We start from the raw sequence: 12,438 nt of genomic DNA on the forward strand, positions 1-12,438 counted from the left end.
GCCCGTGTCCTCGGTGGATCAGACCTGGACGCGGTCCTCGACGATCTTGGCGATCTTGGCGATCGCCTCGTCGGCCGGGATGCCGTTCTCCTGCGAACCGTCGCGGTAACGGAAGGAGACGGCACCGGCGGCCATGTCCTCGTCACCCGCAATGATCATGAACGGGACCTTCTGCTTCTGCGCGTTGCGGATCTTCTTCTGCATCCGGTCCGAGGAGGCGTCGACCTCGACCCGCAGCCCCTGCTTCTTCGCCTTGGCGGCGAACTCCTGCAGGTACGGGATGTGCGCGTCGCCGATCGGGATGCCGGTCGCCTGGACAGGGGCCAGCCACGGCGGCATGGCACCCGCGTAGTGCTCGAGCAGCACGGCGAAGAAGCGCTCGATGGAGCCGAACAGCGCGCGGTGGATCATGACCGGGCGCTGCTTGGTGCCGTCGGGGCCGGTGTACTCCAGGTCGAAGCGCTCCGGCAGGTTGAAGTCCAGCTGCACGGTCGACATCTGCCAGGTGCGGCCGATGGCGTCGCGCGCCTGCACGGAGATCTTCGGGCCGTAGAAGGCGGCGCCACCCGGGTCGGGGGTCAGCGGGAGGCCCTGCTTCTCGGCCACCTGCTGGAGGACCGCGGTGGCCTCCTCCCAGATCTCGTCCGAGCCGACGAACTTCTCCGGGTCCTTGGTGGACAGCTCCAGGTAGAAGTCGGTCAGACCGTAGTCGCGCAGCAGGTTCAGGACGAAGGTGAGGGTCTTGTCGAGCTCCTCCGCCATCTGCTCCTTGGTGCAGTAGATGTGCGCGTCGTCCTGGGTGAAGCCGCGGGCCCGGGTCAGGCCGTGCACGACGCCGGACTTCTCGTACCGGTACACGGTGCCGAACTCGAAGAGGCGCAGCGGCAGTTCACGGTAGGACCGCCCGCGCGCGTCGAAGATCAGGTTGTGCATCGGGCAGTTCATGGGCTTGAGGTAGTAGTCCACGCCCTCGTCGAGCTGCATGGGGGGGTACATGCCCTCGGCGTACCAGTCGAGGTGGCCCGACTTCTCGAACAGCTTGCCCTTGGTGGCGTGCGGCGAGTAGACGAACTCGTAGCCCTCCTCCTCGTGGCGCTTGCGCGAGTAGTCCTCCATGACCCGGCGGATGATGCCGCCCTTGGGGTGGAAGACGGCGAGGCCGGAGCCGATCTCGTCCGGGATGGAGAAGAGGTCGAGCTCGTTGCCGAGCTTGCGGTGGTCGCGCTTCTCCGCCTCGGCGAGGAAGTCGAGGTGCGCCTTCAGCTCGTCCTTCGACGGCCAGGCGGTGCCGTAGATGCGCTGGAGCATCGGGTTCTTCTCGCTGCCGCGCCAGTAGGCGGCGGCGTTGCGCATCAGCTTGAACGCCGGGATGTTCCGGGTGGTGGGCAGGTGCGGACCGCGGCAGAGGTCCTTCCAGCACAGGTCGCCGGTCTTGGCGTCGAGGTTGTCGTAGATGGTCAGCTCGCCGCCGCCCACCTCGACGTTCGCGCCGTCATCGGTGGAGGCGGAGCCCTTGATGCCGATGAGCTCCAGCTTGTACGGCTCGTCCGCGAGCTCCTCGCGGGCGGCCTCGTCGGTCACCACACGACGGGAGAAGCGCTGGCCGCGCTTCTGGATCTCCTGCATCTTCTTCTCGATGGCCTTGAGATCCTCGGGGGTGAACGGCTTCTCGACGTCGAAGTCGTAGTAGAAACCGTCCCGGACCGGCGGGCCGATGCCCAGCTTGGCCTCGGGGAAGAGCTCCTGCACGGCCTGGGCCATGACGTGCGCGGTGGAGTGGCGCAGGATGTCGAGGCCGTCCGGGGACGAGATCTCGACGGGCTCGACGACATCGCCCTCGGCGACGACGTAGGTGAGGTCCTTCAGCTCACCGCCGACGCGGGCGGCGATCACGGACCGGTCGTCGGCGAACAGCGCGCCGGCGGTGGTGCCCGCGCTCACCGCCCGATCCTCGGCTCCTGAGGCGGACTGGACGGTCACACGGACATCAGACACGGAAGCTCTTTCCATAAGGGCGCAGGCAGACACGAGGTGCCGGCGCCGGCGGTACGCGGCAGAGACGAGGTGCCGCGTCGCCTAAATCCTAAGGGCTCGGTGCGCCTGACCTCCGCCGGACGGCCCGGGGGGCGCCGTCACTCCCCCGGGCCGCACGCCTCCTCGAAGAAGTCGAGGTTCTCCTGGAGGGACTTCATCAACCGGTCCCGTTCCGCCTCGTCGACCTGCACCGGTACGACGCCGGAGGCGTCGGTCAGCCGGCGGAAGCCGCCCCGGCTCTCCAGCCGCCCCACCACCCGGATCGGCAGCCCCACGAGGTGGGCGTGGCCCGCCGTGCGGTACGACTCCTCGTCGAGCGTCACCCGGACATGCGGCACCTCCGCGCCGCCCAGGACCCTCAGCCGGACCGTGCCCTCGCCGCGCGGGCCGGAGCGGCGCATCCGGACGACGGCGCCGGTGATCCGCACCGGTACGGACGGCTCGTCGGTCAGATAGCGGGCGCCGGCCTCGCGCAGCGCCGGCAGGTCGCCCGCCGAGAACTCCACGGGTTCGGGCCGCGCCGCGCAGCCCGCCGGAGTCCCGGCCCCGGGGGCCCACTCCAGCGCGATCCGGGCGCCCTCCGTCCCCCGTACCAGCGCGACCAGGGCCTCGGTGAGCTCGCGGCTCACCCCGGCCTCCACCGCGGCGTCGAAGGCCTCCATGCCGCCCGTTGCCCGCTGGTAGTCGGCGGCTTCCCGGGCCGCGTAGAGCGCGTGGTAGAGCCGTACGGCGATCGCCCGGCCGGGGTCGACGGGGACGAACGCGGTCAGTCCGCGGCCGCCCGGCGCCGCCCCGACGACCACGGCCTCCAGGGACGCCTGCGCCTGGCGGCGGTGCCGGGCGCCGTAGTACCCGGCGCGGCCGCGGACGGCGAGCGCGCCGGCGAGCAGGAGCTGGCGTGCGGCCGACCTGAGCTGTTCCTGGACGGTCCAGGGGACGGTGCCCGCGGGTCCGGGCGGCACGTCGCGCCACCAGCGGATCTCGTCGCTGGGCACGGTCAGCCCGACCAGTACCTCCCGGGCGGACGGCGCCGCACTGTGCTGGAGCGCGGTGAGCGCCTCGCCGAGCAGGTCCTCGCAGTCGGGGAAGGCGCGGCTCTCGGGCACGAGAAGGCTCGTGCCGCCGGTCGAGCCGCCCGGCCCGGGAGGGGTCCAGCGGCTGTAGCGACCCGCGGCCCCGCCGCGCCGCTGCCAGCCGTGGCGGGCGAGGAGCGCGCCGAGGACGAGCGGGTCGACCCGTCCGGGATCCGGTGCGCCGCCGGTCTCGGCCCAGGGGCCGCCGGGGAGGTCGCCGGGCGTGGGGTGCGGGCGGAACGGTGGCAGCGCGGGCCCGTAACCGGACCCGCCTCCTGGTTCCTCGATCGGCCGGTGCATCAAGGTCTCCCTCCCACGCCGACACGGGTCATGATCTCGCAGAGCGCCCGGTCGTCGAAGATCCGTGCCGTCGGTATGCGCACGGTCGTCCGGCGCCGTCCCGTGACCGGGTGGCCGGCCAGGTTGATCCAGTAGCAGCAGTGCCGCAGGTCGAGCCGGTCGTGGCCGGCCCGCAGCCAGTCCTCCTGGGAGCGGGGCACGATCATCACGACCAGGATCTTGTGCACCGAGACGGGGGTCCGCGCCAGCTTCACCAGATGGTCGTTGTCGAGGGTGAAGGAGAACGCGGGCCCGGGCGGCCGCGGCGGTAGCTGGTAGGTGCACTTGAGCTGCACCTTGATGGTCACTTCGTCGTCGACGGTGTGGCCCGGAGCGCTGTGGCTCACGTGCCAGTCGATGCCGTTGTCCGGAAACGGCTGCGACAGCGAGCAGCCCGCCGCCGCCGCGACCGCGTGGAGATATCCGACCTGGAGCGTCTCCATGCAGGCGGTGGTGGCGAGTGAGCCGCGCAGCGGTGCTGCCCGCTGGGGCGGCAGCCCTCCCGATTCGGGCTGGGCGAGCGCCATGTCAATTCCCTTCCCCGTCATCTGTGTTGTCACCGGCCCGCGTACGGCGCAAACAGCCCGGGTATCACCGATTCGGGCAGGGGGACAGCCATCTGCCGCACAAGTGCGAGGAGTTCGGGGATGACGACGCACTGGTACGACGGGCCCCTGGCCGCATTCGACACGGAGACCACGGGAGTTGACGTCGAGGAGGACCGGATCGTCTCGGCCGCCCTCGTCGTACAGGACACGGCCGGCGGGCGCCCGCGGGTGACGCGCTGGCTGGTCAATCCCGGGGTTCCGGTGCCCGCTGCGGCCACGGCGGTCCACGGCCTGACGGATGAACATCTGCAGCGGCACGGGCGCTGGCCCGCGCCCGTGATGGAGGAGTTGGGGCGGGCGCTCGCCGAGCAGTGTGCGTCGGGCCGGCCGCTGGTGGTGATGAACGCGCCGTTCGATCTGACGATCCTGGACCGCGAGTTGCGGCGCCACCGCGCCTCCTCGCTGGGCCGCTATCTGGAGAACGCGTCGCTGTGCGTGCTGGATCCGAGGGTGCTCGACAAGCATCTGGACCGGTATCGCAAGGGCCGTCGGACGCTGACGGATCTGTGCGCGCAGTACGAGGTGGAGCTGGACGGCGCGCACGACGCGGCGGCGGACGCGACGGCGGCGATGGATGTCGTACGGGCGGTGGCGCGGCGTTTCGCGGCGCGGCTCGAGCGGCTGTCGCCGGCGGAGCTGCACACCCTGCAGGCGGTGTGGCACGCGGCACAGGCGCGCGGGCTGCAGGCGTGGTTCGCGCGGAACGGGACGCCGGAGGCGGTGGATCCGGCGTGGCCGCTCCGTCCGGAGCTGCGGACGGCGGCGTGAGGCGGAGCGCCGGAAGGCCCGGGAATGCGGAAGGCCGGTCCGTCTTTCGACGAACCGGCCTCTCCCGGTGGGCGATACTGGGATCGAACCAGTGACCCCTTCGGTGTGAACGAAGTGCTCTCCCGCTGAGCTAATCGCCCGGGAACGGGTTGAACCATACAGGCCTAGCCGGGCTTCCTTCAAACCGAATGCAGATGGGCCGCCAAGCCGCGTCGTCCCGCACGCATCATCAAGGCGTGGTTGGCCCGGAAGACGGGCCGGCCGGGGATCGCGAGCCGGCGCATGAGGGGACTGGTCACCTCGACCTCCTGCTCGTAGACCGCCCGCGTGCCGGAGCCGGTGACCCCGGTCAGGGTCCAGCGCGCCCAGCCCTCCAGATCACCGCGCAGCTCGACCTCCAGGACGCGGGCGACGGGGTCGCGGCGGCGGGCCTCCGCGGTGACCACGAGGTCGTACGGGAGCAGGGAGCGGAAGCGAGCCGTGCCGGTGAGCTCGTCGACGGGGACGACCTCGCGGACCTGGGGCCACCACCGGGGGTAGTCCTCGGCGCGTTCGAGCACGGCGAAGACCGCGTCGGGCGGGGCGGCCAACTGCCAGACGCTGCGGAAGCGGTAGCGGCACCAGTCCATGTACCCAGTGTGTACGTACTCAGGCCGGGATATGAGTACCCCGGCGCATGACCGGGCGTGTGTCCGGCGCCACACTCCCGGTATGGACAACGCGCTGCCGCCCGCGGACGAGCTCAGACTCGTCGACCGCGAGCTGGCCCAACTCGACGCTCGCCGGTCCCAGTTGCTGACCCGGCGTGCCTGGCTCCTCCAGGTGCTGCACACTCCCGTGGCGGTGCCCGGCCCGTCGCGGGCCACGACCGGACCGGTTGCGGACTCGACCCCGCGCAGTGCGCAGAACGTGCTGCTCACCCTGGGCGGGGTGCTGCTGACGATCGCGGCGCTCGCCTTCACGCTGGTGAGCTGGGGCTCGATGGGGATCGGCGGCCGTGCGGCCGTCCTCGGCGTGGTGACGTCGGCGGCGCTGGCCGTGCCGGTGGTGCTGCTGCGCCGGGGCCTGGGCTCCACGGCGGAGTCGGTGGCGGCGCTCGGCCTGGTGCTGATGGTGCTCGACGCGTACGCGCTGCACCGGGTGGCACTGCCGGACACGGACGGTCTCGGGTACGCGGCGGTGGCCTCGGCGGTGCTCGCCGGAGCGTGGACGGCGTACGGCTCGGTGCTGGGACGGCTGCGGATTCCGCTGCCGGTGGCGGTGGTGACGGCTCAACTGCCGTTGCCGCTGGGTGTGCTGGCGGCGGACGGCGGCGCGCTCGCGCTGGGCTGGGCGGCGCTCGCGACGGCGGTGGCGGATGTGGCCGTGGTGCTGTGGGCGAAGCCGGTGGCGGTACGGACCACGGCGGGCATCGGCGCCGGGGTGCTGGGCGGCTGGGCCCTGGCGACGGGCGGCATCCTGTCGCTGTCGTCGGCGATCGAGGCGGGTGCGCTGCTGCTGGCCTGCGCGGGGGTGGCGCTGTTCCTGGCGTGGAGGGTGGCACGGGCGGCGGTGGCCGCTTCCGTGGTGGCGGGGCTCGCGGTGGTCGCGGCGGCGGGCGGTGCGCTGCGTGTGGTGGTGCCGGGCGACTGGGAGGTGCCCGGGTACGTGCTGTGCGCGGTCGCCCTGGCGGCGGTCCTGCGGTCGTCGGCGCCGCGTGCGGTGCGTACGGGCGTCGCGGCCGCGGGCGCCGGGGTGCTGGCGCTGGGTGTGGTCTGGGCGCTGCCGCCGGTGGCGGCGGCCCTGCTCGCTCCCCTGGCGCGGACGACCCCGGTGTGGTCGGGCACGCACGCGGAGAGCGTCCTCACCTCGTACCCGGCGACGACCCCGCTGGTCCTGCTCGTCGCGGCGACGGCCCTGGCGGCCGTGCCGCGCCTCTGGTCCCGCTGCGCGGCCCTCGTCCTCGCGTGGTCGCTCCTTACGGCCCTCCCGCTCTCCCTGGACCTCGCCTTCGCACCGACGCTGACGCTCCAGCTCCTGACGACGGCGGCGGCCCTCTTCCTCGCGACGCGTCCCGGGGTGCTGACGCGGGGCATCCAGGCCGCCGCGGGGGTCCCGTCCGGCCCGGCACCGGCCGCACCACGGGTGGACGCGGGTGGGAACACCCCGGCCACCGAGAGCGGCGGCGAAGACGGCCACTCCGGCGACGACGGCGGTTCCCGCGGCGCCGAGCCCGGCGGGGCCGAGACCGGCGCCACCAGCGCGGAAGCGGGCGGGCCGGTCCCGGATACCTCCGGGACCGCCGCGCCCGGCGACGGGGCGACCTGGCCCGGGTGGGGGCCCAAGGCCGCCGCGGCTCCCGTCCCGGCGCCCGTCCCGCCGCGGGAGGTTCTGGGGTGGAGTGCGCTCGGGTGCGCGCTCGCGACGGCGGCGAGTGCCGTCGCGGCGGCCCTGGACACGCGAGCGGCGACGTTCACCGTGCTGGGCGTGCTGCTCGGACTCTTCGTCGCGGTCGCGTTCCTCACGGAGGGCGCGCGGCGCTCCGTGGCGGCCTGCGTCGCGGTCGTCACGGCGGCCGGGCTCGTCTCCGCCGGGGCGGCGGCCGCGGAGCTTCAGGACCAGCACACGGCCCTGGCCCTGCTCCTGATCCCGGCGACCACCGCGGTGGTCGGTGCGCGGCTGCGGCACCATCCCGTCGCCCTGCCCGTGGAGATCACCGGCGCGGCCGTGGGGGTGCTCGCGATCAGCACCGCGGTGTCCCGGCCGGCCGTGCTCGCCCTCGTCCTCGCCCTGAGCGGGGTGATCGCGGCGGCGACCGCCGTCCGCCCCGAGCGGCGCCCGTTCGCCTCCTGGACGGCCGCGGCGCTGTTCCTCCTCGCGACCTGGGTGCGGCTCGCCGTGTGGGAGGTGCAGACCCCGGAGGCGTACACGCTGCCGGTCACCGTGCCCGCGCTGGTGGTCGGCGTGCTGCGCCGGCGCCGCGACCCGGAGGCCTCCTCCTGGGCGGCGTACGGCCCCGGTCTCGCGGCGACGCTCGTGCCGAGCCTCTTCGCCGCCTGGGCCGACCCCGACTGGGTGCGCCCGCTGCTCCTCGGCCTCGCCGCGCTCGTGGTGACGCTGCTGGGCGCACGGTTCCGGCTGCAGGCGCTGCTCGTGCTCGGCGGCTCGGTGCTCGCCCTCGACGGGCTGCACGAGCTGGCCCCGTACGTGGTCCAGGCCGTCGGCGCCCTCCCCCGCTGGCTGCCCCCGGCGCTGGCCGGGCTGCTGCTCCTCGCGGTGGGGGCGACGTACGAGCAGCGGCTGCGGGACGCCCGCCGGCTCCGGGAGCGGCTCGGCCGTATGCGGTGACGCGACGCGGGAACGCCGAAGGCCCGGAGACTGGATCCAGTCTCCGGGCCTTCGGTCCGGGTGGTGGGCGATACTGGGTTCGAACCAGTGACCTCTTCGGTGTGAACGAAGCGCTCTCCCACTGAGCTAATCGCCCGGGCGCACCGCAAACATTACCCCATGTCAGAGGGGCGCCCGACCGCCCTCAGGTCAGTCGTTGATCTTCCAGGGCATGACGAAGCCGTACTTCCACAGATAGAAACCGAGCAGTACGGCGATGATCACCAGACCGATCGTGGTGAGGATGATGTTGCGGCGCCGGACCTTCGGGTCGAGCGCCCGCTGGGCCGCCTCGGTGACTTTCCGCTTCGTCCAGCGGAGCACGAGCTGCGCCCACACGAACTCGGTGGCCCAGATCGCCATACCACCGAAGATCACCAGCCAGCCGGGACCGGGCAGCGGCAGCATCACGATGCCGGCCCCCACCACCGCGAGCCCCACGATGAAGACGCCGACCTGCCAGCTCAGGTGCAGGGTCCGGCGGGCCTTGATGAACTCGGGGGCCCGGGATCCCAGCTCGGATTCCCCGTCGGCCGCGGACTCCCCGGTGCGCTCGTCACTCTCCGCATTCATGGTCTCCAACTTACCGGATTCGGCGCCGTCACCGGAATGGCGGTATTACCCCAAGTCACACACGCCCGAACGAGCTACCTGAACGATCACAAAACAGACAGAGGGGTTTACAACGGCACCGTAGGTGGCATGTCGATTTCGCCGACGTGCGAATCCCCGAGCGCACACTGAGCGAAAGGCCCTGGCGCTTATGAACACCACGGTCAGCTGCGAGCTGCACCTGCGCCTCGTTGTGTCGAGCGAGTCCTCACTGCCTGTACCCGCGGGCCTGCGGTATGACACGGCCGATCCGTATGCCGTGCACGCCACCTTCCACACCGGAGCCGAGGAGACGGTCGAGTGGGTCTTCGCCCGCGACCTTCTCGCCGAGGGGCTGCACCGGCCCACCGGCACCGGCGACGTCAGAGTCTGGCCGTCCCGCAGTCACGGTCAGGGCGTCGTCTGCATCGCGTTGAGCTCCCCCGAGGGCGAAGCCCTGCTCGAGGCCCCTGCGAGGGCCCTGGAGTCGTTCCTGAAGCGGACCGACGCCGCCGTGCCTCCCGGCACCGAGCACCGTCACTTCGACCTCGATACGGAGCTCTCCCACATCCTGGCTGACAGCTGAGCCAGGCCGAGAGCCGCACGGCGCCGTCCGACTCGGGGCGACGGCGCCGCGCGGACAATCCCATACGGCAGACATCGGCGTCCTCACCGCGCAGCCGGCGCGGAGGAGGGCGCCGATGCCCGTTACCGGGTCCCGGACGGCCGGTCGAGGCCTGGTTTCGGCCCTGTTCCGGACCGCTTTCGGACCGCCCCGGGCCGTGCGCGACGAAGCCGCTAGAGTCAGCGCAATTCCGCGGGCGCCCGCCCGCAGCCGGCCATGGAGCGAATCGTGCTGATCCCTCACGACACCCGGATCGCCCTCGACACCGTCGTCGATCTGATGAACACCGCCCCGCAGGGCGACCGTGACGACGAGCTCGCGGACCTCCAGTCGCTGCACACCTTCGTGCGGGCCCACGACATCAGCGACGTCGGCGAGCTCGACGAGAACGACCTGCGGGGCGTGCGCGAGGTCCGCGCCAGGTTCGCGGCCGTCTTCGCGGCGCCGGACGCCCGGATCGCGGCGACGCTGATCAACCAGCTGGTGGCGGCCGCGGGCACCACCCCGCAGCTCACCGACCACGACAACTACGACTGGCACGTGCACTACTTCGCGCCGGGCGCGTCGATCGCCGACCACCTCGGCGCGGACTGCGGCATGGCACTGGCGTTCATCGTGGTGGCGGGCGAGCAGGAGCGGCTCCGGCGCTGCGAGGCCCCGGACTGCGGCCGGGCCTTCGTCGACCTCTCCCGCAACCGTTCCCGCCGCTACTGCGACAGCCGCACCTGCGGTAACCGGCTCCACGTGGCCGCGTACCGGGCGCGCCGCAAGGAAGCCGCCGGCTGATCCGGCCCGCTCCGGCCCCTCACAGCAGGAAGAGGTCGTGCACGGCGGCCATCAGGAGCAGACAGCCGATGACCGCGAGGAAGATCATCAGCGGCGGCTGGGAGAGCGCGAACAGACAGCCGCGCGGCTCTTCGGTGGGGGCGGGGGCGTGATCCCGCGAGGTATCCAGCATCTCGGGGGCGATCATGGCGCAGCGGCGCCCGGGACGGCCCGCAACACGCCCCTCGGGGACGGCAGTTCATTCCATCCCGTGGATGTGCCGCCCGTCAGATCCCGTGCTTCTTCAGGATCGCCTCGATGTCACTGAAGTCCTCCCCGGCCGCCGTGGCCTGCGGCTTCGGGGTCGCACCACGCTGTCCCTGGCCCAGCGCGGGCGCCGACGCGGCCGGGGCGGCGGCATCCGGCCGGGCACCCTTGGCCGCCTCCTTGCGGGCCGGGCCCCTGCGCCGCTCGACCGCACGCGCGGACATGAAGAGCAGCCAGGCCACGCCCAGCACACCGAAGCCGGCCCAGGCGGTCGGGCTGAAGGCCGTGTCGAAGGCCCACTCCACCGCCCCGGTCATGACCAGACCGACGGGCACGAGCGAGTAGGCGGCGATCCGCGTCGCGGCGAGGAAACGCTTGCGGTACGCCGTGATCGCGGCGATACCGAGGCCCGCTGCTGACACCGCGGAAAAGATGGTCTCGGCGAGCATGCGATCCTCCTGGCACGGGGCGATACGTCCCTTCCATCCTGCACCGCTCGGGCCCCTCGCGGCCATGTTCCGGGCCGACCTCAGGGAGATCTCCGGGTCGCCCCGTACGGATCTCCTCCCCAGGTCCCGGTTGGGCCCTCTCCGCGGCGGCTGGAAGACTGCCCCCATGAGTGACTCCACCACCCCGTCCACCTCCCCCGTCGTCGTGGAGGCCTGGTTCGACCTCGAGTGCCCCGACTGCTTCCGCGCGCTCGACGACGTACGCGCGCTGCGCGAGAAGTACGGCGACCGGATCGACGTACAGCTGCGGCACTTCCCGCTGGAGAAGCACAAGCACGCCTACGCCGCCGCCCAGGCCGCGGAGGAGGCGGCCGAGCAGGGCAAGGGATGGCCCTACGTGGAGGCGCTACTGGCCAGGACGACCGAGCTGAGCGACCGGGGCGAGCCGGTGCTCCTCGAGATCGCGGGCGAACTGGGCCTGGACGCCGAGGAGTTCGACACCGCCCTGATCGACGGCCGGCACCTGCTGACCGTCGACGCCGACCAGGCCGAGGGCAAGGCCATCAAGGTCACCGGCACGCCGACCTATGTCGTCGACGGCGAGCGCATGGACGGCGGCAAGAGCCAGGACGGCCTGCGCGAGCGCATCGAGGCGATCGCCGACCGTCTGCTGGCCGCCGGCTAGAACAGGGCCTTCCAGCTGTTGACGTGGGTCGTCCGGTAGCCGAGCGACTCGTAGAGGCGGATCGCCGGGGTGTTGCCCGCGAAGACATGGAGTCCGAGCAGGCGCTCCCCGGCGGCGAGCGCGGCCCGCTCGGCGAGCAGCATCAGGGCGCGGCCGTAGCCGCGGCCGCGCTGCGCCTCGGCGACCTCGATGTCGTAGACGTAGCTCCCGTGGACCCCCGGCTCCAGCTCGCGGCCGGCGGTCCACACATGACCGACGGTCTCGCCGCCCCGAACGGCCACGCTGATCGCCGCCCCCGGGGTGTCCAGGCCGTGCGGCAGCAGCTCACGGTGGCCGGCCTCGGCCTTGGCGCGGGCCTGGCCCTCGGGAACGCCCCGCTCGATCCAGCTGCGCGCGTAGCTCTCCTTGGCGTTCGCCTCCCACGGCCCGAACTCCGCCACAGTCATCGGGCGGACCTCGAGGCCGGGCGGCAGCGCCGGCGGCTCCGAGGGGAGTTCCTTGACCATGTTCCGGCCGCGTTCCGTGTAGCCGAGGGCGTCGGCCATCCGCAGCGCCGCCTCCGCCCGCGCCGGTACGGAGATCTGGACCTGGCCGCAGCCCCAGCCGCGCAGCACCTCCTCCGCGGCGAGCGCGGCGACCGTGCCCCGGCCACGACGACGGTCCTTCTCGTCGATGCCCAGGGCCTCGATCACCCCGGCTCCGGCGCCGAAGCCCGGCGCGGTGGCGAGGCGCACGGAACCCACGCGACGGCTGTTCACGCAGACGTCGTACGTACGGGAACGGTCGCCGTCGGCGGTCTGCTGAAGCGGCCCGGCCGGCCGCAGGGTGGTGGTCATCACCGGTGTTCTACCCTCCCACCCGTCTCCCA

13 protein-coding genes and 2 tRNA genes are annotated in these 12,438 nt (G+C 72.6%); 5 read left to right on the forward strand and 10 right to left on the reverse strand.

Going from position 1 to position 12,438, the window contains the following annotated elements; genetic code table 11:
• Positions 1-18: 18 nt before the first annotated feature.
• The 3 genes from thrS to ACFV9D_RS31090 form a co-directional block, all read right to left on the reverse strand.
• On the reverse strand, positions 19-1,995 hold the full coding sequence (gene thrS / locus ACFV9D_RS31080) for a threonine--tRNA ligase (protein WP_385153568.1): 1,977 nt from the start codon (positions 1,993-1,995) through the stop codon (positions 19-21).
• 137 nt (positions 1,996-2,132) lie between these two features.
• Complete coding sequence (locus ACFV9D_RS31085) at positions 2,133-3,407, reverse strand: hypothetical protein (RefSeq protein ID WP_385153571.1); 1,275 nt, start codon at positions 3,405-3,407, stop codon at positions 2,133-2,135.
• Positions 3,407-3,973 (reverse strand): DUF4365 domain-containing protein, encoded by a 567-nt coding sequence (locus ACFV9D_RS31090; RefSeq protein ID WP_385153574.1) that lies wholly within the window; start codon positions 3,971-3,973, stop codon positions 3,407-3,409. Before ACFV9D_RS31090 ends, ACFV9D_RS31085 begins: the two co-directional genes overlap by 1 nt.
• Positions 3,974-4,093: 120 nt before the next feature.
• On the opposite strand from ACFV9D_RS31090, the gene ACFV9D_RS31095 reads away from it, so the two are divergent.
• Positions 4,094-4,822: an exonuclease domain-containing protein gene (locus ACFV9D_RS31095; RefSeq protein ID WP_385153577.1), complete on the forward strand. Its 729-nt coding sequence runs from the start codon at positions 4,094-4,096 to the stop codon at positions 4,820-4,822.
• 68 nt (positions 4,823-4,890) lie between these two features.
• Here the strand turns inward: ACFV9D_RS31095 and ACFV9D_RS31100 are convergent.
• Together ACFV9D_RS31100 and ACFV9D_RS31105 are read right to left on the reverse strand one after the other, a co-directional pair.
• Positions 4,891-4,962, reverse strand: a tRNA-Val gene (locus ACFV9D_RS31100).
• 39 nt (positions 4,963-5,001) lie between these two features.
• Entirely contained in the window at positions 5,002-5,451 is a 450-nt protein-coding gene (locus tag ACFV9D_RS31105) for an SRPBCC family protein (RefSeq protein WP_385153580.1), read from the reverse strand.
• An 82-nt stretch (positions 5,452-5,533) separates the two neighbouring features.
• Between ACFV9D_RS31105 and ACFV9D_RS31110 the strand changes: the two genes are divergently transcribed.
• The gene (locus tag ACFV9D_RS31110) at positions 5,534-8,149 is read left to right on the forward strand and encodes an SCO7613 C-terminal domain-containing membrane protein (RefSeq protein ID WP_385153583.1); all 2,616 of its coding nucleotides are present in this window, start codon (positions 5,534-5,536) and stop codon (positions 8,147-8,149) included.
• 61 nt (positions 8,150-8,210) lie between these two features.
• Here the strand turns inward: ACFV9D_RS31110 and ACFV9D_RS31115 are convergent.
• A tRNA-Val gene (locus tag ACFV9D_RS31115) sits at positions 8,211-8,285 on the reverse strand.
• A 53-nt stretch (positions 8,286-8,338) separates the two neighbouring features.
• The gene (locus ACFV9D_RS31120) at positions 8,339-8,761 is read right to left on the reverse strand and encodes a TIGR02611 family protein (RefSeq protein ID WP_384529125.1); all 423 of its coding nucleotides are present in this window, start codon (positions 8,759-8,761) and stop codon (positions 8,339-8,341) included.
• A 190-nt stretch (positions 8,762-8,951) separates the two neighbouring features.
• On the opposite strand from ACFV9D_RS31120, the gene ACFV9D_RS31125 reads away from it, so the two are divergent.
• Together ACFV9D_RS31125 and ACFV9D_RS31130 are read left to right on the forward strand one after the other, a co-directional pair.
• Entirely contained in the window at positions 8,952-9,365 is a 414-nt protein-coding gene (locus tag ACFV9D_RS31125; protein WP_015032345.1) for an SsgA family sporulation/cell division regulator, read from the forward strand.
• A 267-nt stretch (positions 9,366-9,632) separates the two neighbouring features.
• Positions 9,633-10,190, forward strand: a complete 558-nt coding sequence (locus ACFV9D_RS31130) for a CGNR zinc finger domain-containing protein (protein ID WP_385153587.1) — start codon at positions 9,633-9,635, stop codon at positions 10,188-10,190.
• Between the two features lie 19 nt (positions 10,191-10,209).
• Here ACFV9D_RS31130 and ACFV9D_RS31135 read toward each other — a convergent pair whose 3' ends face one another.
• Together ACFV9D_RS31135 and ACFV9D_RS31140 are read right to left on the reverse strand one after the other, a co-directional pair.
• Entirely contained in the window at positions 10,210-10,362 is a 153-nt protein-coding gene (locus tag ACFV9D_RS31135) for a hypothetical protein (RefSeq protein WP_361601803.1), read from the reverse strand.
• A gap of 94 nt (positions 10,363-10,456) precedes the next feature.
• On the reverse strand, positions 10,457-10,885 hold the full coding sequence (locus tag ACFV9D_RS31140) for a hypothetical protein (protein ID WP_385153590.1): 429 nt from the start codon (positions 10,883-10,885) through the stop codon (positions 10,457-10,459).
• Positions 10,886-11,051: 166 nt separating this feature from the next.
• On the opposite strand from ACFV9D_RS31140, the gene ACFV9D_RS31145 reads away from it, so the two are divergent.
• Positions 11,052-11,570, forward strand: coding sequence for a DsbA family protein (locus tag ACFV9D_RS31145; protein ID WP_385153593.1), 519 nt, complete (start codon positions 11,052-11,054; stop codon positions 11,568-11,570).
• Here the strand turns inward: ACFV9D_RS31145 and ACFV9D_RS31150 are convergent.
• Positions 11,567-12,406, reverse strand: coding sequence for a GNAT family N-acetyltransferase (locus ACFV9D_RS31150; RefSeq protein ID WP_385153596.1), 840 nt, complete (start codon positions 12,404-12,406; stop codon positions 11,567-11,569). The genes ACFV9D_RS31145 and ACFV9D_RS31150 overlap by 4 nt on opposite strands.
• Between the last annotated feature and the right edge of the window lie 32 nt (positions 12,407-12,438).

It is taken from the genome of Streptomyces sp. NPDC059875 (assembly GCF_042731085.1).
GTDB lineage: Bacteria > Actinomycetota > Actinomycetes > Streptomycetales > Streptomycetaceae > Streptomyces.

Excerpts from the sequence above, each read along its gene's own strand:
- ACFV9D_RS31110 (WP_385153583.1), top strand. The coding sequence starts at position 5,534 with ATGGACAACGCGCTGCCGCCCGCGGACGAGCTCAGACTCGTCGACCGC.
- ACFV9D_RS31095 (WP_385153577.1), top strand. The coding sequence starts at position 4,094 with ATGACGACGCACTGGTACGACGGGCCCCTGGCCGCATTCGACACGGAG.
- ACFV9D_RS31150 (WP_385153596.1), bottom strand. The coding sequence starts at position 12,406 with ATGACCACCACCCTGCGGCCGGCCGGGCCGCTTCAGCAGACCGCCGAC.
- ACFV9D_RS31090 (WP_385153574.1), bottom strand. The coding sequence starts at position 3,973 with ATGGCGCTCGCCCAGCCCGAATCGGGAGGGCTGCCGCCCCAGCGGGCA.
- ACFV9D_RS31145 (WP_385153593.1), top strand. The coding sequence starts at position 11,052 with ATGAGTGACTCCACCACCCCGTCCACCTCCCCCGTCGTCGTGGAGGCC.
- ACFV9D_RS31140 (WP_385153590.1), bottom strand. The coding sequence starts at position 10,885 with ATGCTCGCCGAGACCATCTTTTCCGCGGTGTCAGCAGCGGGCCTCGGT.
- ACFV9D_RS31135 (WP_361601803.1), bottom strand. The coding sequence starts at position 10,362 with ATGCTGGATACCTCGCGGGATCACGCCCCCGCCCCCACCGAAGAGCCG.
- ACFV9D_RS31125 (WP_015032345.1), top strand. The coding sequence starts at position 8,952 with ATGAACACCACGGTCAGCTGCGAGCTGCACCTGCGCCTCGTTGTGTCG.
- ACFV9D_RS31120 (WP_384529125.1), bottom strand. The coding sequence starts at position 8,761 with ATGAATGCGGAGAGTGACGAGCGCACCGGGGAGTCCGCGGCCGACGGG.
- ACFV9D_RS31105 (WP_385153580.1), bottom strand. The coding sequence starts at position 5,451 with ATGGACTGGTGCCGCTACCGCTTCCGCAGCGTCTGGCAGTTGGCCGCC.
- ACFV9D_RS31085 (WP_385153571.1), bottom strand. The coding sequence starts at position 3,407 with ATGCACCGGCCGATCGAGGAACCAGGAGGCGGGTCCGGTTACGGGCCC.